25 protein-coding genes are annotated in these 17,337 nt (G+C 55.8%); 7 read left to right on the forward strand and 18 right to left on the reverse strand.

The window, feature by feature from the left end; translation table 11 throughout:
• The first annotated feature begins 466 nt into the window (after positions 1-466).
• The 4 genes from R2A130_RS18825 to R2A130_RS13025 all read left to right on the forward strand — a co-directional run bounded on the left by R2A130_RS18825 (position 467) and on the right by R2A130_RS13025 (position 2,415).
• Positions 467-757: a hypothetical protein gene (locus R2A130_RS18825; protein WP_009464966.1), complete on the forward strand. Its 291-nt coding sequence runs from the start codon at positions 467-469 to the stop codon at positions 755-757.
• 2 nt (positions 758-759) lie between these two features.
• The gene (locus R2A130_RS13010; RefSeq protein ID WP_009464967.1) at positions 760-1,149 is read left to right on the forward strand and encodes a hypothetical protein; all 390 of its coding nucleotides are present in this window, start codon (positions 760-762) and stop codon (positions 1,147-1,149) included.
• A gap of 323 nt (positions 1,150-1,472) precedes the next feature.
• Complete coding sequence (locus tag R2A130_RS13015; protein ID WP_156798528.1) at positions 1,473-1,808, forward strand: hypothetical protein; 336 nt, start codon at positions 1,473-1,475, stop codon at positions 1,806-1,808.
• A 337-nt stretch (positions 1,809-2,145) separates the two neighbouring features.
• The gene (locus R2A130_RS13025) at positions 2,146-2,415 is read left to right on the forward strand and encodes a hypothetical protein (protein ID WP_009464971.1); all 270 of its coding nucleotides are present in this window, start codon (positions 2,146-2,148) and stop codon (positions 2,413-2,415) included.
• A 465-nt stretch (positions 2,416-2,880) separates the two neighbouring features.
• Here R2A130_RS13025 and R2A130_RS13030 read toward each other — a convergent pair whose 3' ends face one another.
• From R2A130_RS13030 to R2A130_RS13115, 17 genes are all read right to left on the reverse strand, one after another.
• Positions 2,881-3,513 (reverse strand): hypothetical protein, encoded by a 633-nt coding sequence (locus R2A130_RS13030; RefSeq protein ID WP_009464972.1) that lies wholly within the window; start codon positions 3,511-3,513, stop codon positions 2,881-2,883.
• Positions 3,514-3,651: 138 nt separating this feature from the next.
• Positions 3,652-3,906 (reverse strand): hypothetical protein, encoded by a 255-nt coding sequence (locus R2A130_RS13035; protein ID WP_009464974.1) that lies wholly within the window; start codon positions 3,904-3,906, stop codon positions 3,652-3,654.
• Positions 3,903-4,826, reverse strand: a complete 924-nt coding sequence (locus R2A130_RS18135; RefSeq protein ID WP_009464975.1) for a peptidoglycan-binding domain-containing protein — start codon at positions 4,824-4,826, stop codon at positions 3,903-3,905. Before R2A130_RS18135 ends, R2A130_RS13035 begins: the two co-directional genes overlap by 4 nt.
• Positions 4,827-5,174: 348 nt before the next feature.
• Positions 5,175-5,756 carry a hypothetical protein gene (locus R2A130_RS13050; RefSeq protein WP_009464977.1) on the reverse strand — a complete coding sequence of 194 codons (582 nt, stop codon included), beginning with the start codon at positions 5,754-5,756 and terminating at the stop codon, positions 5,175-5,177.
• 2 nt (positions 5,757-5,758) lie between these two features.
• Positions 5,759-6,733 carry a pyocin knob domain-containing protein gene (locus R2A130_RS13055; protein ID WP_009464978.1) on the reverse strand — a complete coding sequence of 325 codons (975 nt, stop codon included), beginning with the start codon at positions 6,731-6,733 and terminating at the stop codon, positions 5,759-5,761.
• 12 nt (positions 6,734-6,745) lie between these two features.
• Positions 6,746-7,507, reverse strand: coding sequence for a putative phage tail protein (locus tag R2A130_RS17705; protein WP_009464979.1), 762 nt, complete (start codon positions 7,505-7,507; stop codon positions 6,746-6,748).
• Positions 7,504-8,577 (reverse strand): baseplate J/gp47 family protein, encoded by a 1,074-nt coding sequence (locus R2A130_RS13065; protein WP_009464980.1) that lies wholly within the window; start codon positions 8,575-8,577, stop codon positions 7,504-7,506. The genes R2A130_RS17705 and R2A130_RS13065 overlap by 4 nt, the downstream gene beginning before the upstream one ends.
• Positions 8,578-8,581: 4 nt before the next feature.
• Positions 8,582-9,148 carry a phage GP46 family protein gene (locus R2A130_RS13070; RefSeq protein ID WP_009464981.1) on the reverse strand — a complete coding sequence of 189 codons (567 nt, stop codon included), beginning with the start codon at positions 9,146-9,148 and terminating at the stop codon, positions 8,582-8,584.
• Positions 9,149-9,155: 7 nt separating this feature from the next.
• Entirely contained in the window at positions 9,156-9,413 is a 258-nt protein-coding gene (locus tag R2A130_RS13075) for a PAAR domain-containing protein (protein ID WP_009464982.1), read from the reverse strand.
• Positions 9,413-9,787, reverse strand: a complete 375-nt coding sequence (locus tag R2A130_RS13080) for a phage baseplate assembly protein (protein ID WP_009464983.1) — start codon at positions 9,785-9,787, stop codon at positions 9,413-9,415. Before R2A130_RS13080 ends, R2A130_RS13075 begins: the two co-directional genes overlap by 1 nt.
• Positions 9,787-10,884: a phage tail protein gene (locus R2A130_RS13085; protein WP_009464984.1), complete on the reverse strand. Its 1,098-nt coding sequence runs from the start codon at positions 10,882-10,884 to the stop codon at positions 9,787-9,789. The genes R2A130_RS13080 and R2A130_RS13085 overlap by 1 nt, the downstream gene beginning before the upstream one ends.
• Complete coding sequence (locus R2A130_RS13090; protein WP_009464985.1) at positions 10,881-11,546, reverse strand: hypothetical protein; 666 nt, start codon at positions 11,544-11,546, stop codon at positions 10,881-10,883. Before R2A130_RS13090 ends, R2A130_RS13085 begins: the two co-directional genes overlap by 4 nt.
• Complete coding sequence (locus tag R2A130_RS13095) at positions 11,543-12,016, reverse strand: DNA circularization N-terminal domain-containing protein (protein ID WP_009464986.1); 474 nt, start codon at positions 12,014-12,016, stop codon at positions 11,543-11,545. Before R2A130_RS13095 ends, R2A130_RS13090 begins: the two co-directional genes overlap by 4 nt.
• Positions 12,017-12,118: 102 nt before the next feature.
• Entirely contained in the window at positions 12,119-12,358 is a 240-nt protein-coding gene (locus R2A130_RS13100) for a hypothetical protein (protein ID WP_156798530.1), read from the reverse strand.
• Positions 12,355-13,221, reverse strand: coding sequence for a phage antirepressor N-terminal domain-containing protein (locus R2A130_RS17710; protein ID WP_009464988.1), 867 nt, complete (start codon positions 13,219-13,221; stop codon positions 12,355-12,357). The genes R2A130_RS13100 and R2A130_RS17710 overlap by 4 nt, the downstream gene beginning before the upstream one ends.
• A gap of 234 nt (positions 13,222-13,455) precedes the next feature.
• A complete protein-coding gene (locus R2A130_RS13110; protein WP_009464990.1) occupies positions 13,456-13,839 on the reverse strand; it encodes a hypothetical protein in 384 nt (127 codons plus the stop codon).
• Positions 13,839-14,243: a hypothetical protein gene (locus tag R2A130_RS13115; RefSeq protein ID WP_009464991.1), complete on the reverse strand. Its 405-nt coding sequence runs from the start codon at positions 14,241-14,243 to the stop codon at positions 13,839-13,841. Before R2A130_RS13115 ends, R2A130_RS13110 begins: the two co-directional genes overlap by 1 nt.
• A gap of 123 nt (positions 14,244-14,366) precedes the next feature.
• Here R2A130_RS13115 and R2A130_RS18140 point away from each other — a divergent pair, with 123 nt between their 5' ends.
• From R2A130_RS18140 to R2A130_RS13130, 3 genes are all read left to right on the forward strand, one after another.
• Positions 14,367-14,606 (forward strand): helix-turn-helix transcriptional regulator, encoded by a 240-nt coding sequence (locus tag R2A130_RS18140; RefSeq protein WP_156798531.1) that lies wholly within the window; start codon positions 14,367-14,369, stop codon positions 14,604-14,606.
• 41 nt (positions 14,607-14,647) lie between these two features.
• Positions 14,648-14,989, forward strand: coding sequence for a hypothetical protein (locus tag R2A130_RS13125; protein WP_009464993.1), 342 nt, complete (start codon positions 14,648-14,650; stop codon positions 14,987-14,989).
• A 62-nt stretch (positions 14,990-15,051) separates the two neighbouring features.
• A complete protein-coding gene (locus R2A130_RS13130; RefSeq protein ID WP_156798532.1) occupies positions 15,052-15,519 on the forward strand; it encodes a hypothetical protein in 468 nt (155 codons plus the stop codon).
• On the opposite strand, the gene R2A130_RS13135 is transcribed toward R2A130_RS13130, so the two are convergent.
• Positions 15,516-17,318: a phage tail tape measure protein gene (locus R2A130_RS13135; protein WP_040306024.1), complete on the reverse strand. Its 1,803-nt coding sequence runs from the start codon at positions 17,316-17,318 to the stop codon at positions 15,516-15,518. The two genes, R2A130_RS13130 and R2A130_RS13135, sit on opposite strands and share 4 nt — an antisense overlap.
• Between the last annotated feature and the right edge of the window lie 19 nt (positions 17,319-17,337).

Raw genomic sequence — 17,337 nt, forward strand, 5'->3', positions numbered from 1 at the left:
ATTGGCTAGTTTTAGCCGTTGGTCCGATCAGGTTGCAAAACCCTTAGTTTATGGGGTTTCCATGGTCAACAGACGAAACAGGCTGAATTCGAATAACGGAACAAACGGCGTCCATGTGCAGCGTTCGGAACGCAAAGTTGCACGAAAACTGCACGGGCGTTCCCCGCCTGTTCCCGCTATCTGCGAGGCGGCGTGATGGAGGGTTCTGGCTACACTGGCCCAAACAGCGATGAGAGCATCGGCGTTTGGTGCAAAGTGGGGCAAGCGTATTGCCCTGAAGAGTGTGAGCATTGCACCGGATGGCTTTCAGTTTGTGACAACTGCGAAACACACGGTCACAGCATCTCGGAAAATTGGGTCGGCGATTTCAACGGTCACAATCCACCATTGGTTTATTGCCATGACTGCGCAATTGAACTTGGGCTGACCCCTGTTCCCTCGCCTTCTACCAGAGGAGAGGCTTGAGATGGCGAAGATGAGAGCGACCATTCTTGATGAGCGGTACAGTGGCCTAGCCTTTCACGACCACTATCCTGTCGTTGTTCCAATTCGCCTGACTTTCAAATGGATACCATGGAGGGACGCAGTCTTTGCATGGGCCGTAGTCCAGCCGAAACGGGAAGTCTTTGGATCAAACGTTGATTGGGTATGGCGGCACATCGCTGTTTTTACCGAAGAGGATGACGCCCGCGATTTCCTTGAACGATTGAACTGCGGACCAGAAACGGATGCTGCAACAACTAACGAAGGAGAATGAAGATGGCCTACGCTGACACAACCAAAGTTCCGGTCGCGCAGACAAAAACCGATATTGAGAAGATCGTCAACAAGTATGGCGCGACCTCGTTTGGCGTATTGACCTCTGCCAATTCCGCACAGGTCGCGTTTGAGATGGGTGGCAGAAACATTCTGTTCCGCGTCGATGTACCTGAAAAAGTTCAGGCCGAGCGTTCCCGATGGCGAGCGCTTCTCTTAGTTATCAAAGCCAAACTGGAGAGCGTCGAAGCTGGTATTGAGACGTTTGAAAACGCCTTCCTTGCCAACGTGATGATGCCTGATGGCCGAACGGTTGGCGAGCATACGGGACCAATGATTGAGCAACACTACAGCGGGGATGCGTCAGTGCCACTGCTGCCGCATATTCACTGATGGCGGCGTTTATGTTTGTCCTCAACGCGCTTGGCACCACTTATTTGTGGTTCCTTACGATTGAGTACGCTGATCGTGGCATGAACCGAAAGGCGAAAGTTGGAACATACATGACCGCTGCGCTGGGCGGGTGTTCCTCGCTTTGTTTGGTTCTTGCACTACGTCAGCTTTCCACATGACCTCTCCCATACACCAGACAGAACGCAGAGCATGGGAGGAAGGGCTTTGTGGATATGGCACCACTGGCAATTCTGGCTGGCCCTTATAGCCTTTGTCGTGGTGTTCGGGGTGGTGGAGCGGTATGATTTGGAATGGAGAATAAGATGAAAGATAATGGCGCGATATACATGAACGGACGCGGCGTGATGGCTAAAACAGAGAAGCTGAACAGCGCCGCGTGGGGCCATGTGGGCTACGCAATCATAGGATCGTGTGGAGCCTTGCTTTCTATCCCTTTGTTTTTGGTGAACTTATATAAGTCGGTAGAGAACGGCTTCACCTCTTTGGGGGCGATATATATGGCTTGCGCGCTTGTTATATTTTTCTCCGGCATTGTGATGACGCGCCCACACTCCAAGGCCATATCTGAATTGAGGGTCCACAGAATGGCAATGGAAGCGGAGACCAAAAAAAGGGGACTAGGGTGGGCGTCAAGCTAACCCCACCCCGCCCCATATCCAGCCATGCAGACGTTATCGCGTTCATTCACGATACACTTTTGCCGAGAAGTCACCAGAAGCCAACAGGTCAGCGCTTGTGCGGTTGCTGGATGTGTTTGGGGAGAAGCCGGATGAAGGGCACTGATATGACGAAATGCGACCAATGCAATGAAGACTTCAATGAATGGCTAAACCTGCGTGTTGAAGGCGGGTCAAACACAAAATTGCGCGTCGGATACGCTTCGTTCGGGCATCCAAACAAAAGCTTTTGCAGCCAAACCTGCGCGATGCGATATGGCGCACAGAACAAACGGAAAGAATTGATCACCGTTTCACTATGAACCTACTCGCCACCCTCATCACCGAAATGCGCTCTCACAACGCCCAACAGACCGTTGATGAACTCCACCGCGTGATAGATGGCCTATTGCCCGTACCGCGCTCTGTAGTTGCGCAGGAACTATGCCAGCGGTTCACTCAGGACGTGACCGTGCTTCAGATGGCAGTCATCGGAGATGTAGACCGGCAGGACGTAGAGAACCTACGAGCAGCTGCGCTTGAGACGGCCACCAGCGTTGCGGATATGGCTCGTAAGGCCGCGCACTGAACGCCGGAAACTACATGTCAAAATTCCGGCTGATTTTTAACATGGCAGCCTAAACATGCAAAACCCGCCGCCTCCGGTGTGGAAGCGACGGGCCTGAATGTATTGGGGGCATGAGTGAAGCTGCATTTTAGCAGCCGGTGCACCATCTCAATACCACGCGACTATTTGGAGCGACCGCACGTCCACGCTTTCCCAAACTGTTTGCCCATAAGGGCGAATAAGGTGAGGGGTCCGCATTTTAACGATCTGCACGGCTTGCGTATTCGAGAAGATCAACCCGAACACCCCTAGGCCACCACCCTACCCCACAGGCAGGCAGATGTGAACCCCGATCAGCTTGTTGACCTCAACAAAGTGATGCCAGAGACCATATTGTTGGCGTCAACAAATTGGTCGCCAGAACGACAAAAAAGCCCCGCCTGCCATGACGACAGACGGGGCTAGGTATCGGCTGGGAGCGACCGATTATTCCGCAGGCAGTATCTCAAATGGCAGCGTGATCGTGCTTTCGTAAATCAGACCATCGGGATCGTCAGGGACGCAGCCCGGGTATTCAATGCGAACATAGAAACCGCCGTCTCCGGGAAGCGCACTGTTCGGCACTCGAAAAGGTGTTTCAAGCGTTTCCCAGTCTCTGCCGACTTCCACTGGCTTGAAACCCACAAACTGCGTTCTGATAGGAGCACGGGAATGGTTTTCGACATAAGGGATCGCGGAAGGAAGTCCGCAATTTAGGCCGAATTCTGTACGTCGAAGATAGAACTTCGCGATACAGACGGTGCCAATACGACACCCGCCGAGAACGCCTGAAAGTGTTTCATCGTATTCCGCAACATCCTGAGCAATGCGAAGGTCTAGAATGGCCTTTCGATTGTCCTGTATGCCTGCGCGGTTGTCTTCCGCGATGCGGCGAGTGGCCGCGCTGTCGTTAGCGATGGTGTTGACCTGATCGAATATCTCAAGAGCCGGTATTCGGACTTGAAAAACCGATGTGAGAACGTAGCCGGAAGCCGTCAAGAATGCCCCCACGCAGACGGCCACGAGCGAATTGAGGAAGGTCTTGCCTACCAGTTTGCGAAGTTCTTCCATGTAGATCAAATGCAGCCTTCGTCTTCGACGCACTGCGCCCGATTGGATGCAATACGCTCGGCACTGCGCCGGTCCAGCTTCACAACTGCACGGGCAGCCGGTGGATTGAGCGTGACCAATGTGTAGCCGGTGCCGGGAACCAGCCCGCTACGGCCTTGGCACCCCACCAGTGAGGCGGTCGATAAGGCCATCATCAGTATCATCGCGGATTTCAGCATCTCGCTTGGCTTTCTCTTTGATTGTGTTGGTGTCGTCGGCTTGGAGCCGGTCTGTGATGCGTTTCTCGCCATCCGCCCGCAGCGATGCGTCGTAGAGCGCTTTTGCGCCCCACAGGCCCGCTATGGCGGCAACAGCGATGGCAATGCGGATGGTGCGCGACCACGAGCGAAATGCGGCGATCATGCCAGCGCCTCTTGCGCTTCACGTTGGCGCTTGTCGCGGCGATACCATGTGTAGCCAAAGCATAGCGCAGCTCCAGTAAGAGCCACCGGAACGAACCAGTCAGGAACGTGCGAAGCGAACGTAGCAACTATGCCGCCAACGCTGTCAGCGCCTTCCTTTATCGAGGCCAGCGTCGTCAAAGTTCCGCCCGTTCCGCTTGCGGCTTTCTCTGTGGAGATACGGTCGAAGGCTGCTGTTTTGAAAGCAACAGCGGTGACGGCGGGACGGCGTGGCGATACAGTCTCTTCAATCACGCGCAGGTTGACCACGGTCGCTTTGTCGAACTCACCAGACTTCGGCAGACCCATGAATTCCTGATAGTCTTTGATGGCCTTGATCGTGCGCGGGCCCTTGATGCCGTCAGCTAGGCCGTGCGGATAGCCCGCAGCCGTCAGAAGACGTTGCAGATACCGATAGCGCTCATCTACATTCGGAGGCGTAGAGGTCTTCGCGACCGCGCCCGATAGATCGGCGTACTGTTCACGCGCCGGGAACGAGGGGCAGGCTTTCGCCGCATAGTCGTGGTGGCCGGAAATCAGCTTGATCGACGGGTATTCTGCCATCAGGCTGTTGATGAGGTTTAGAAGCGCCGCCTTCTGGCTGTGCGTTCTCGTATCTTTTGGCGTGCGGCCATCACGGGAAACACCGCCTACGTAGCAGATGCCAACGGTCCCGCGATTGCGACCACGGACGTGAGCGCCTGTTTTGCTCAACGGCCTGCCCTTATGAACTTTGCCGTCTAGGCCGATCACGAAGTGGTATCCTATGTCGCTCCAGCCGCGAGCCTTGTGCCACTTACGGATCGTGGCCACGGAAACTTCGCGCCCTTCCGGTGTTGCGGCGCAATGCACCACGATCTCATTAAGTTTACGATTTGTCATGCGGGATCGCGCCGCCATTGCTGACCGCGTGCCTTCAGGTTGAATTGTGGGGAGTGGGTGGGGGTTAGGCGCGGGTTCCGTAAGTCATCCAACCGAACAGCCGGACAGCCATGTAGAACAAGTGCGCCAAAACACGCGAGAATGGCCGACGCCAGCCGTTAAGCCGCTCGCTGTCGGTTATCATCGCCGTGAGGAACTTCACGTCACAGACAGCCCTTGGCGGGTCTGCGCGGCCATATCCGATATCGTGTATTTCCCAACTGGCGGTTTTAAAGAACGACGAGCCGAACTTAGTCAGCGCTTTACGTAGCCATAGGGGAAACCACGTTGGACCTATGCCGTTGCTGGTCATGCCGCCAGAGCTGCAAGAAACGCGGCTTCGCGGTCAGCTTTTGTTGCCACTAATGCGGCTTCGAAACTTTCAAGCTCTGCTACCGTCGCCATGGCAGTAACGGCGGCTTCGGCCTCGCGTTTGGCGTTGCCTGCTGCCGATGTCAGCTTGTCAGAGATTATCACTTTTTCAGCTATACGATTGGCCATGATGGTGGCAGCATTTTCGCCAGCGGCTTCCCGCTCGGCAGCGGTCAGCAACCCGACGAGAAGATCGTCATATCGATCATTTCCGGCCAGATGCGCGTCGGCCCATGCCTGTTGCCTTGGCCATGTGTCGCGATCTTCGACGGTATAGTTGCCAGTCATCCGTCGCAGTGTTTCGGCATGCTCGTCGGCGATGACGGCCAGCAGTGAAGCCCGCGTCATCGAAAGTGCAGCTTGATCCGTAGCGGTCGCGAGCAGGGCTTCAATCTGCTCCGTCATTTGCTCCGGCACCAAAAGGCCATCACCGTCGAATGCGATGCGCCTGCGATCCTCCTCCGACATACCCTGATTGACCAACGTGGCTTGAAGAGCGGTTGCTTTCAGATGCTTCATTTTCAGTCTCCTTTACGAATGACGGAAAGCTGTGCGTCTTGAATTGTTGAAGCGCCCGCCGAACCGTCGTGATCTAACCGGACATCAATCGTGTCCCCCGCAGCCAGCCGAAAGGTCTTGGTGAAGGAAACATGGCGTCCCAAGCCCGCATTGGTGTTGACGTTGGTCATGTCGCCTGCCGCACCCATATCGACGCCATTGATAAAGACGTATAGCGCGAACTTGCGATATGTCTTGGCGGAAGCCCGAACCAGCGCAGAAACGTTGAAAGCGCCGTCGGCACCGGCTGCGATAGTCATCACGTTGCCGGAAATTGTGACGCTGTCGCCGTTTGCAAAGGTCTGCACCGGCAGGTTCAAGATCGTGTAGGTTTGCTGCAGCACACTTTGCAGATTTGCCGGATCGTGAGAAACGACAACGCCGTCAGCGCCTGAGTCCCCAACCAGTTCTGATATTTCTGATGATGATTGATAAACGCGATACCAAACGCCCCAGCCCCCAGCGTTCATTTCACGACGATACGTCATCGTGTTGGTCTGGCTGTCGTCCGTAAATGCGTGGGCAGTTTGAGTAATCCATCCCTGTGAGTTTTGAACTTCAGCAGCACCCATCCAGTTAGCGATATTGCTATCTGGCGAGTTGGCTCCATTGCTGGCGGAATACCAACCGTTCGACGTTGCATCATTCCAGTCTGATATCTGGTAGGTGGCCGTGCCAAGGCTATCGCGCAGGGTGTAGGAACTGGCCCCAGCGGCGACAGCGGCTTGGATAGCCTCCCATACCAGCGTCACCGAATTAGGGTCGGGCGGCAATCCTGCTTCCTTCACCGCATACACGAGCGACCGCATTATCTGCTCATAGCCGCGCGCGTCCGGTTCTGAACCGGTGGCGTTCACACCTTGCTGGTAGTTCTCGTGAACCAGCGCTTCATCGTGGGGATCAGTTGTGACCTTCTCCCGTGGTGCCCAATATTCCATGCTTGATGATCCTTACGGGTAAACGAAATGAGGTTTGGTATCGGCAGGTGCGATGCGTCCGAAAGCGCATTCGAGATCGGTTGCCGTGAAGGGATGGCCAAAGCGTCCAACGCCGAAGCGCGATTTTCCGAATGTGAACCAATCAACGCCGAAACCGACGACCCAGACATACCAGTCGAACGTCATATCGACCTCGCCTGGTGTTTGGCCGGAGAACCTGTCTCCATTGCCAAAGCTGGACTGGCCGAAGCGAAATGGCATGGGCTCTTCGATAACCACATCGTAGCCAATGGACCGCGCGAGGCAGACGTAATCAGCTGGTGTGATGGTCGCGTTGGCCCGGATTTTCAGTCGAAGCGCGCGAATTCTAGCCTCGCGACCTTCCGGTGCCGAAATGCACGGGTCTGGCAAGCCGTAGTCAGCCTCCCAATCGGCAAGCGACAAGTCCAGCGTCCATGCCGTGCTTTCATTCGTCAATTCAAAAGCAGCGCGATATAAATCAAGAAACGGGGCTGACATGGCTTTGACCAATCGCCCCATGACGCTCGTATCTGGGTCGTTGAAGCCTTGCCCATCCGGTGTTCGCCATGCAGCCCCCATCGGCAACAACATCAGATGGCTATCCCGCAAATCGTCAAGCGCAGGGGTTGAAAGCGCATCGGCTGTAACGACCGTTGGCGTGTCGATATCACTCGTTCCACACGAAACCGTAGTGATCGGACCGGCGCGAGGCGGCGTGAAGTCCAGACCCTCTGGAATGAACCAGCGGCTCATACGAACGTCACCGTTCCGGCAATCGGAATATGTCCTGCAGGTAGCGTGATGTCAGAAGCGGGCAGTGAAAGAACGTGACGCTCTTCACCCACCGTTTGCGAAATGGCTTCTGCAATCCATGACCGGGAAAACACGAACGGTTGGTCAGCCCATGATGGTTCGGACCGTTCCACCACGACCGCAGCAATCGCTTCCGATACTCTTTGGCGTATCTCCGGCGTGTCCGGCGTGACGGAGACCGTAGTGTTGATGCCATACCCCAACGGGGCAGCAACGATGATTTCACGGCGTATCTGTCGCCTTGCATCAAGCGATGCCTGAACAACAGCAACATCACCTGCTGTGGGAATAATGCCGTTTTCGCTGTCTGTCGTGAACAGCACGCCGATAGTGCCGGGTCCGTTGAAGAACCGTCTTGCCCAAGCCCGACCCACGCCGGGAACTTCACGGGCAAAAGCTTCATAGTCATAGACCGCGCCGCCCTGTGGGGGCTTCTGTTTTCGAGCCAAACCACGGGCGCGCAGGCTGTCGTCGGTTTCGCGATCCGCGGCACCGCCCAGGCTTCCTGCATCGACAACGAAGTCATCGGAAATGCCGGGATATTCCAGCGGGCTCGCGACTTGCGCTGCTACGCCAGCGGCGCGATTAGATGCTGAGCCGATATCGATTGATCTGACGGTGAATGAAGCCGCCCCGGCCACATCTGCCGTGGTGCCCTGCGTGGATACAAATTGCAGGCCGTCGATAATGAACAGAACGCCCGCCGGATAGACCTTTAACGGTGTCGCGCTGCCGGAAATTATGCCGGTGGCGCGTGACGCTGATTTGCGAACGATGTCAAGTTCGCCGCAGTGGCGTTCAAGATGTGCGCCGGTGGCTGTGCTCATGAAAAGCTGGCGATAGAGATAGGCAAGCCGCTGGTGCATCTCATGGCCCCAAAGGCCGAGTGTTTTCGCCAACACCGTATTTGTGTTCGGGTGAATGAGCGCATCGGTGCCGGGGAGCACCTGACGCAATACGGCAGCAAAGCGCTCGCTAATGGCTTTTACGGTAGGGACGGGCTGGGTCATTTCGCTACGTCCTCAAAGGGTCTGCGTCGGATTGCGTTTGTTGCCAAAGCACCGCGTATCGCTGTTGGTCGAAAACCACGCGGCCCGCTGTGTCGTAGCCGGTGATGGAAAGGTTCAAACGGTTGCGGGCCGGTTGGCCCTCTGCGTCGATGTCGAAGCGGTTCACGACGCGCTGGTCGATAAGCGTATGCAAAGCCTCACGAGCGTAGTCTTCCGCAAGCCTTGGGGTTTCCACCAGATCGACGGTGCGCCTGCGGAGAAGCCAGAGTTTGGAGCCGATAGGGCCATCGGTATCTGTTAGGCCAACGGTGTATGCGTCACCCGGCCATCCTCTGTTTTCTTCACCCGGACGAAGTTCATCACGCGGGGCAGCGATGTCAGTTTGCAAGAGGATATGAACTGCCGTGGCGATCTGCTGTTTGGAGCGCAGCCCACCTCGGTTGTTCGTCTCATCGCTGCCTGCGATGCTGAAATCACCGACGACGGGCTCGCCAAAAGCACCTTCAAGAATGAGGTCCGGCGCGTAGATAACCTCGTCGTTGGCATCGAGCGCCATGATTTGAATGGACATAGCGAACCTACTCGAAATTGTATTTGGATTGAGACGCTACGAGGGTTGCCCCACATGCCGCTTGGTCGCCGTGGCGGGCTACGCCCTGCCCTTCGAAGTTATATTTGGCAGAGCCTTCGATGATCGGTTGATCGCCATGGATCGGACACCGCAGGATGTCCGTCTTGCGCGCAATGCGTTTGCGAAAGATTGAGTATTTCACGGCGGCTGTGACCACTTCGCCGCCATGGCTGCTGGTGTCCCCCAGCCGAATTGCAGCGGGCATCAGTCGAAGTTCGCCGTTCCGGCTATCGTCACCTGCATATCCTGACCGACCATTCGGACTTGCCGCTTTATCAGGCTGATGGCCTCGCCATGGCTGTTGTAGAGGATGGTCTCGCCCAGCGCGGCTTGGTGCTGCCCGCGAAGCTCAGAACACTCACCGCCCAAAGCCAATAGTTGATCCTGCCTACCGCCCAGCGCCAGCAATGCGCCTTGAGCGCCTGCAACAGGGTGCGTGGAAAGCCCATGGGTTTCAGGCCGGTAAACCTGTGTCGGGGTCTGGCCGGCCATTCCCTTGAGGTCGACAAGCTGCTGCCCGCCGTCGCTGTAGACCTTGCCGAATTGAAACCGGGTCAGTTGTGATGGAAAGCCCCGCATTATTCATCCACCCTGAATGTTGGTATCGTCACCTTTGGCGCGTAGGCCGCTGCGCTTTCGCCTTTTGGATCTTCGCCACCAAGAGCGCGGGGGTCGGCCAACTCCAGGGTCGCCTTGGTGCCTTCCGGATCGCCTGCCGTCTTCTGGCTGTATTCTGCGGACTTGATGACCATCAGGCCCTTGAGCCAGAGTTTTTCGTCGTCGATACCCACGAGCCAGTTGGGCGTCCAAAGCTTTCCAGCCTCATCACGCCATCCGACCACTGGAATGTTTGCTGTCGTTCCATTGCCTGCAGCGCGCCGTGCTTCGGTGTCTGCGCGTTTCTTCAAGCGTTCTGGTGTGGCCTCGCCCTCAAGCACCACCTTGCGTGGTCTGCGCCGCTTTATGCCGCCGTCTTTTTGCGAACCCACTGAACGAAACGAGGGTGTCGTCGTGCCGATGGTCGATTGCCCAACCACCTGCACCTCATCGTGCCGCCCGGTTTCCGTGAACTGCGCTGATGCGTCTTCCGAACCGCTGATATTGACGCCAATGGCCAATGCCCCGGCGTGTGTGCCTTCTGGCTTGTCCGCAATGTGGAACTTGCCTTCCGGCGTGTCGTGAATGAAGGCACCCATGGCCCGTGCCCGACGTTCCACGATGTCCCACTGGCTTTCACCAGTTATGATACGCTCGACCGGCTGCTTCACCGATTGCGCCGAACTCTCCCAGCCAATGCCGAGATCGTCGAATGTTTCGCCAAGCTGTTTCAGATCAACGTCACGGGCTTCCCCGGTTGGATGATCGACCGAACTCTCCACACCATCGGCTGTTTTCGAGATCAGACCGACATCGACAGAACGCTGCGGATCATCACCACCTCCGTGGGATGGCGCGAAGTCGCGGACTGTCCCCGTCAACCAAAGTTCGCCCTTGAAGTGAACCGTGGCCTCCATGCCGACCCATGCAGGGCTGATGCCACCGCTTTCTGGCACATGGGCGGTAAAGCTTGCCTCGCGTGAGGCTTCCTCTGCTGCTGCGCGCCCGGCGAAGTCCGACCAATAGGGCCAGACGTTTCCACCAATCGTAATCGTGACCGTCTCTAGCCGGTCGCTCACAGGTCGGGTGCCTCGGCTTCAAATAGGGTCGGCATGAACAGCGGCGTGGCATGGGCATTGCGCTCCACCAGTCGTGTAGCGCGGTCAGGATCGCCATACAGACGGTAAGCGGCCAATGTGGATGGTTGCGAAATGGATGCCACCGCTTTCACAAGCGGCCTGCGGTCTGCGCCAATTGCCGACAGTTGAGAGATGGCAGAACTCGACATGGATAGGCCAAACTCATAGGACGTCAATCCAAGTATATCGCCCGATGGCTCGATAACCGTGTCAGCAATATCGCGAAGGCTCGCCCGTGCAGCCACAGCGTCGTTTCGTGTCAGATATTCATCGCGCACATAGATGATGCACAGGGCGCAGAAGTTCGCCAACCGCTCCATTGCAGCACCGGGAAGCACAACGCCGCCCAGCGCCGCGATACGCCCCTCCAGAGTGGCCTTTATGGCCGATGGTTCCGCAGATCGAGCAATCGTGCGAACTGCATCGCAATAATTCTGTGTGAACTGGCCAGCATCCGCAAACCAGTCCGTCGATACCAGTGTCAGCAAGGCACCATCAATGGCGTCTGCGTCATCATCGGTTACACCAGCCCCGTTCGCCAGTTTTTGGGCGAAGGTGACGGCATCCAACGCGGCGTTGGCGATATTTTCCGGAGTGCTCATCGAGTCGCAATCTCTCTGACAGCAATCGCCAGTTGCAAAGCGCCGGTCTTGAACACCGCCTCAACACCGGAAAAACCCAAAGCGGGTGCGAACGGCACGCTGGGAACACCGGCAGGAACACATTCGATATCGAAACCCACATAGCCCAAGCGCCGCTTATCGACGTTGAAGCCCCATGTCAGACACCGAACCAGTTGAGCGCCCATAACAGGCATCACGATGGTTGCAGCGCCGGGGGCATCGAGCGCGCCGGATAGCGCAAGGGCAGATGCAGCAAAACGGTCGGCACCGGTGGTGTAGACGGTCAGCGAATAGTTGGGCGTCTTCCGTCCGAAGTCTTCCGTGATCGCGTTCTCACCATAGGCGATGTCGTGCACAGCAACCCTGCGACCACCTTGCGGTGCTTCGCTTTCCATGAAAAACGGAACGCCCCGAAACGATCCACGACGAAGTGAGGTTTCCCAAGTCATGCGAACCCTCCATCGGGTAGCGGCCCGACGCTAGAAACGGCAGGCGATGGTGTCGTTTGATTGTCAGATTGTTGGGACGGCCCCGAAGAGCCGTCCTATGGGTTAGGCCGTCCCTTTTGTATGGCGCAGTTCCACGGGGATTTCCCTTCGCAGAAACTCAATGCCAGACGGCGTTACTCGCACTTGGCTAGACTGCTCAAGCCTGCCATCCGGGTGTTGAAGGATGACAGGAACATTGATCATGTAACCCTTTGAAACCATTTCATCAGAAGCTATGTCGTCATATTCTTCGCCATCGCTTGAGCGGCCATCGGCGTTCACCTGAATAATCGGCATATTCACGCCACTACCTCCAATTGCTTGGAAGCAGAAACGCGACGGGTTCCGTGGCTTGGCGAGTTCCGAAGTTCAGCTGGAATTATTTTATTCAGCCAAGCGATACCGCGTGGGGTAAAATAGGTCTGCTCGTAAAGCTTTCCATCGCGCTTGCTGTAGGATGGTTCCACAAAGGCGTAACCCATTTCCCGCAGGTACACGCTCGGTGTGTTGTTGTTACCTTGGCGGGCGTAAAAATGCTTTTCTTGGCGCATGAAGCGCATGGCAAGATTGCACTTCGCCCCGATCTCTATCATCGCGGCGGATGGCAAGGTTTTCCCTTCCGCATTTAAGAAATCATCGAACGCTTCGGCTTTCGGGGTAAGGTTGATGATCTCAGCCTGTTGCTCTTTGACCTGATTGTCGAGGTGCCGCAACAGACCCACCACCAAGGAGGGGTCGGAGAAATCGACCGCAGATTGCGGCGCATCGGGTCGTACGGCAACGCCGGTAGTCCAATAGTCATGAAGAGCGATGGCCGACTGTTCCTGATAGATTTCCAGTTTGGCTCGGATATCCGCCTTCACCTTGTTCGGGTTGATGGTGTTGAGCCATAGATTCAATTTGGTGACCGGCATCGCCAGCATGTTGTAGCTTTTTCCGTCGGTTCCAGTTGTCACCATATGATTACAACTGAATTTCGGCCCGCTTTCCAAAAGCTTGCGGTGCTGCGCCTGCCAAGCCATGCCAAGGTTCTCAACAATGGGCTTCATCGCCACATGCGGCACCCCGTTGATCATCGCTGTGGATATCTCGTCACCATGGAAGTGAAACGTTTTTAAGTCCGACTTGATTTCAGAGGTCGTCGTAGTCAGATTGCCGTCAGTCATATCCGGTATCCTTTGTGCCGGTTGATGATGAGGCTCCTAGGCGGATGTGAAGTCCGCTTCGGAACCGAGACCACGGCGGAGGGGTTATTGGCGTCGAAAACCGCCCCTCCTGCCGTGTACGCGCCGAAGCGCATTCCGTATTTGACCACGAATGCCACCGCCATTCGCGCTCAATGGCACTCCTATCCACCGCTTTCGGCGGTTTAAGCAGCGCATTCTTGTTCTCGTTCCGTTTCAGGTGATACGAAGAAGGTCTTCAATGATGCTGTTGACCAAACGAATGTCCGTTGCCGGTTGACCCGTGTGAGTGGATAGGTCCACCGCTTCCCCGCTGTGACACCACGATACCGCCCTTGCCTTTACCGCAAAGCCTTGAGGCGTAGTGGGACGCAACGCTTCAATACGAGCTACAATAGCGCTGCTTGTTTGAAAAAATGCGTCAAATTCCTCGTCGGAACACATGGGGTTTGCGTCTAAAAAGTCTGTTTCTGCTTTCCAAGAGGCGTTCAACTGTCGGCCAAGGTCCAGCAGTTCTGCGTCTGCTGCGGTTGCGATACCGCCAGCAGCAATTGCAGGGGCGATGGCGGCAACGCCCTTTAGAAGTGATCTCCGGTCCATTACGCGGCCTCCCGAAGGGCTGCGATTTCCGTAGTGATGTTCGCCAGTGCGATCTTGGCGTTGTCGCGGTTACGAGCGCCACCGTCGATGGAAACAACGTTGTAAAACTTGGCTTCGCTTTCCAGTTCCGCGATCTTTGCAACAGTTGCCGGTGGCAGCGGGTCAGTTGCAGCTTCATCACGGGCCAGTTCCCAAGCGCCAGCAAGAGCCGCAGCAAAGGTTGCCGCGTAGTTTGGAATCACTGGTTCAGGGTTGCCGGTTGCAAGAGCATGAACACGCTGTGCCGACGCCGCGTTATAAGCGTAGGTGATTTCTTCACGCGCCCAGTGGTGGGCAAGCTCCATAATGGCTGCGAGGTTGAATTTCTGGGTTTCTGCGTTGTAAAGGGCGGTAGCTTTGGCCACGGGACACTCCGGGGTTTGAGTTAGGCCGGATGTGAGGTTGCACCCTCATTTCCGGCTGATATGCATATATACGCATACCTCACCCCGTTGTGTCAACACATATATGCATATATAGGCATACATATGATTACAGGTCGTCAGTCTAAAGCCGCTCGCGCGCTCATTGGTAAAAGCCAATCTGAATTGTCTCGTTTAGCAAGCGTCGGCACACGGACAGTAATGGACTTTGAGAACGGGGTTCGAACTCCGTTGCCTGCAACAGTTAGCGCTATCCAAGCCGCCCTAGAGGCCGCTGGTATTGAGTTCATCCCTGCAAACGGTGGTGGTGCTGGTGTTCGTCTTAAGTCCGAACCGGCAGGGTAATTCGACCTCGTGCCGGTTTCGGCTTACATCGGAGGGATCAAATGGCCCGTGATATACGTATAAGACGGGCTGCGGAGACAGTGGCGGTTGATCAGGGCGATCATCTTCCAGTATTTGAGATACCTCTTTCAAAAGCTTCTGAATTTGCGTTGCAGCTTGCTTCGATGGCCATGCCGGACGCGGAAGTTGATTTCGATCTGTCAATACGAACGCCCTTTTTCACTTTAGACAGCCCGCAGATTGCGCTTGAACCAACGGCAGACGGTCGTTTCGTTCTCATTCTTGGCCATGATCAATTGCCGCCAATGCGGTTCATCGTTACCCGCGAGACGCTGCAATCGATCGTTGCAAGTTCAACTGCCCCATCGTCCGAGCAAAACTAACAGATTGACCGCTTTGTAATGAGCGTGTTGGGTTCGGCTTTTATGTGATCCGAGCTACGCCCATGCGCCATCTTCCGACAATTTTATTACTCATATCGATTGTCGCGGCATCGTCTGCAGCAGCAAACACGCTGCCCGAAAAGACCAAGCACATGTTCGCAAAGGCCTCTAACGAGGTCGCAGAAGTCACCGGCTACGAAAAGAAGCCATTGACCGGAACAAAAGATGGCTGTCGAGATGACGGGTTCTGCGAGGCGTATTTCGGCAACCTTCATCTGCGCGTATACGGCAGGGGAATAGCTATGCTGTTTTCAACCAGCCTAGAGACCACGGAGACCTATTTCGCGGCATGTGTAGCGGTATTGGAAGCCATCTCTGGTGCTTCGAATGCAGCTTCGCGGCAAGTAATGCTAAGGGCGGCGCAAGCGATAGGTTCAGGCCCGGTGAAATTTGATGCACTGAATGTGCAAGTTGAGTTACGAATTGATAGGTCCAACCACCGCCCAGAATGTCAGTTCTTCGCCTACTAACCAGGTGTTCCCGCCTGCCCAGCGTTCGGTGTCGATTTGCTGGGTGCGCCGGTGGTCAACCGGCCCTTACCGCCTACCTTCACTGCGACCCCGGCACCTTGCGCCCTTCGTTTTGCGTCAGCCAGCGCGGCGTCAAAGGCGCTTGTGTCGGCTGTGATCGGCACCACCACCGGTGCGGAAGCTTGGCTGTGGATGCCGCTAATAGCCGTGGCCGCTTCGCGGGTATCTACATTCATCACAGCTTGTATGCGATTTGCGAGGCTGGCCGCACCAGCCCCCATATTTGCAGCGAAATTGTCGCTTGCTGCTGCCCGTCTTGCTGCCGGTGAAGTGCCATCACCATACTCGGCGTAGTTGTCTGCAAGATCGGTGCCGACGCCATTGTCAGCGTTAGTTGTTATATCCTTCAATCCATCAGGAACACGCACACCAGCTCCTGATATGTCTCCGCGCGCAGTTGGCGTGGTGACTTCGACCACAGGCAACGGAGCACCAGTTCCAGTGCCCGGATGATGGCCGGTCGGTCCGGGTTCATAGGGGTTTGCAACACGCGCGTCTTTCGCCGTAGCAGCGTCCTTTGAAGCGTAGTAGGCAGCAACTGGGTCGCCCTTGTAGCCGCCCGTTGCCCAAGCCTTCATAATTTCAGCGATGATCGCCTGCCGCTTGTAGAGGCGGTCGAAGACGCTGTAGTCGCCGCGCTGTGTCCGCTCTTTATCGACACGCGCCGCCAGATCGTCTTCACCATAACGGGTGACGTATTCGCTGCGAGCATCATCTACGGTGGACTTAGAAGCAATTTCGTCCGCTAGCTGGTTATTGAATTCGGTCAGCATATCGAGACCCGTGCCCAACGGATTGATGAAAAGCTCGCCTATGCTCTCCCCGATGTTGCCAAAGGATGTTTGAAGCCTCGAAACCTGCGTTTCCCACAAGTCCATTTGCCGTTCAGTGGCTTCGGCGATTGAACCCACATAGTTCGATTTATCCTTGCTGAAAGCCAAAGCAGCCAAGACTTTTTCGAAGCCTTTACCAATCCGAGCGGCTTCATCGTCAAACCCTTCGCCCAGAAATGCTCCGAGAAAACTGGCTTGCTGCTGACCGCTCAATTTGTTCAGCTCCTTGAAAAAAGTTATAGCCCGCTCACCGCCCTGAATTTTTGAAAATTCTTTAAGGTCGCCGACAATATTCTGCAAACCACTCGCAGCCTTATCCGATAAATTTTCCGGGGCCAGTAGCTTACCTGTGATGGTATCCATCGCCCGTGCGGCAATTTCTGCTGGCATTTTTAAGTCGATCAGAGCCGAGCCCCAAGCTGCAATTTCTTGTGGCGTCATGCCGAAGTTAGTGAGACCTGCTCCTGCGCGATCGACAAATGCCGCGATATCCACCTCATCTGAAATGCCCGCATCGGCCAACCCGTTGATCAGATCTGCATACTCTTCTTGCTCGGTGCGTTTCAGGCCCAAACCAGATTCAAAGCCAGCGAAGAAGTTTCCGACTTTTTCAGCCGATGTATCCCAAGATGCAGCAACGGAAGTGGATAGCTTCGCAAACTCGCGCAACTCGCCTAACGGAATACCAGATGCGGCTCCGCGCTCGTAAGCGGCTAGAATTTCGCCCATGGAAGCAGGAACTTCACCGGCAAGCGCTTTCACCTCCTCACGAATGTTCGCCATTTCCTCAGTCGTCGCACCAGATTTCTTCCGAATGCCCTCTAGTGCGGTTTCCATGGTGCTAGCAGCGTTGATGGTGGCAGCAGCAGCAGCGCCCAAAGCTACTGGCCCAGCGAAGCGCGCCAAGTCGCCAATTGATGTTCGT

It is taken from the genome of Ahrensia sp. R2A130 (assembly GCF_000179775.1).
In the GTDB taxonomy this organism is placed as follows: domain Bacteria; phylum Pseudomonadota; class Alphaproteobacteria; order Rhizobiales; family Rhizobiaceae; genus Pseudahrensia.

What these genes read in the sequence shown, in the direction of transcription:
- R2A130_RS13070 (WP_009464981.1), bottom strand. Translation starts at nt 9,148, where the DNA reads ATGTCCATTCAAATCATGGCGCTCGATGCCAACGACGAGGTTATCTAC.
- R2A130_RS13130 (WP_156798532.1), top strand. Translation starts at nt 15,052, where the DNA reads ATGCGCCATCTTCCGACAATTTTATTACTCATATCGATTGTCGCGGCA.
- R2A130_RS13110 (WP_009464990.1), bottom strand. Translation starts at nt 13,839, where the DNA reads ATGGACCGGAGATCACTTCTAAAGGGCGTTGCCGCCATCGCCCCTGCA.
- R2A130_RS18140 (WP_156798531.1), top strand. Translation starts at nt 14,367, where the DNA reads ATGATTACAGGTCGTCAGTCTAAAGCCGCTCGCGCGCTCATTGGTAAA.
- R2A130_RS13035 (WP_009464974.1), bottom strand. Translation starts at nt 3,906, where the DNA reads ATGATCGCCGCATTTCGCTCGTGGTCGCGCACCATCCGCATTGCCATC.
- R2A130_RS13095 (WP_009464986.1), bottom strand. Translation starts at nt 12,016, where the DNA reads ATGACTTGGGAAACCTCACTTCGTCGTGGATCGTTTCGGGGCGTTCCG.
- R2A130_RS13090 (WP_009464985.1), bottom strand. Translation starts at nt 11,546, where the DNA reads ATGAGCACTCCGGAAAATATCGCCAACGCCGCGTTGGATGCCGTCACC.
- R2A130_RS13010 (WP_009464967.1), top strand. Translation starts at nt 760, where the DNA reads ATGGCCTACGCTGACACAACCAAAGTTCCGGTCGCGCAGACAAAAACC.
- R2A130_RS17705 (WP_009464979.1), bottom strand. Translation starts at nt 7,507, where the DNA reads ATGAGCCGCTGGTTCATTCCAGAGGGTCTGGACTTCACGCCGCCTCGC.
- R2A130_RS13055 (WP_009464978.1), bottom strand. Translation starts at nt 6,733, where the DNA reads ATGGAATATTGGGCACCACGGGAGAAGGTCACAACTGATCCCCACGAT.
- R2A130_RS13065 (WP_009464980.1), bottom strand. Translation starts at nt 8,577, where the DNA reads ATGACCCAGCCCGTCCCTACCGTAAAAGCCATTAGCGAGCGCTTTGCT.
- R2A130_RS13125 (WP_009464993.1), top strand. Translation starts at nt 14,648, where the DNA reads ATGGCCCGTGATATACGTATAAGACGGGCTGCGGAGACAGTGGCGGTT.
- R2A130_RS13080 (WP_009464983.1), bottom strand. Translation starts at nt 9,787, where the DNA reads ATGCGGGGCTTTCCATCACAACTGACCCGGTTTCAATTCGGCAAGGTC.
- R2A130_RS13025 (WP_009464971.1), top strand. Translation starts at nt 2,146, where the DNA reads ATGAACCTACTCGCCACCCTCATCACCGAAATGCGCTCTCACAACGCC.
- R2A130_RS13075 (WP_009464982.1), bottom strand. Translation starts at nt 9,413, where the DNA reads ATGCCCGCTGCAATTCGGCTGGGGGACACCAGCAGCCATGGCGGCGAA.
- R2A130_RS18825 (WP_009464966.1), top strand. Translation starts at nt 467, where the DNA reads ATGGCGAAGATGAGAGCGACCATTCTTGATGAGCGGTACAGTGGCCTA.
- R2A130_RS17710 (WP_009464988.1), bottom strand. Translation starts at nt 13,221, where the DNA reads ATGACTGACGGCAATCTGACTACGACGACCTCTGAAATCAAGTCGGAC.
- R2A130_RS13015 (WP_156798528.1), top strand. Translation starts at nt 1,473, where the DNA reads ATGAAAGATAATGGCGCGATATACATGAACGGACGCGGCGTGATGGCT.
- R2A130_RS13050 (WP_009464977.1), bottom strand. Translation starts at nt 5,756, where the DNA reads ATGAAGCATCTGAAAGCAACCGCTCTTCAAGCCACGTTGGTCAATCAG.
- R2A130_RS18135 (WP_009464975.1), bottom strand. Translation starts at nt 4,826, where the DNA reads ATGACAAATCGTAAACTTAATGAGATCGTGGTGCATTGCGCCGCAACA.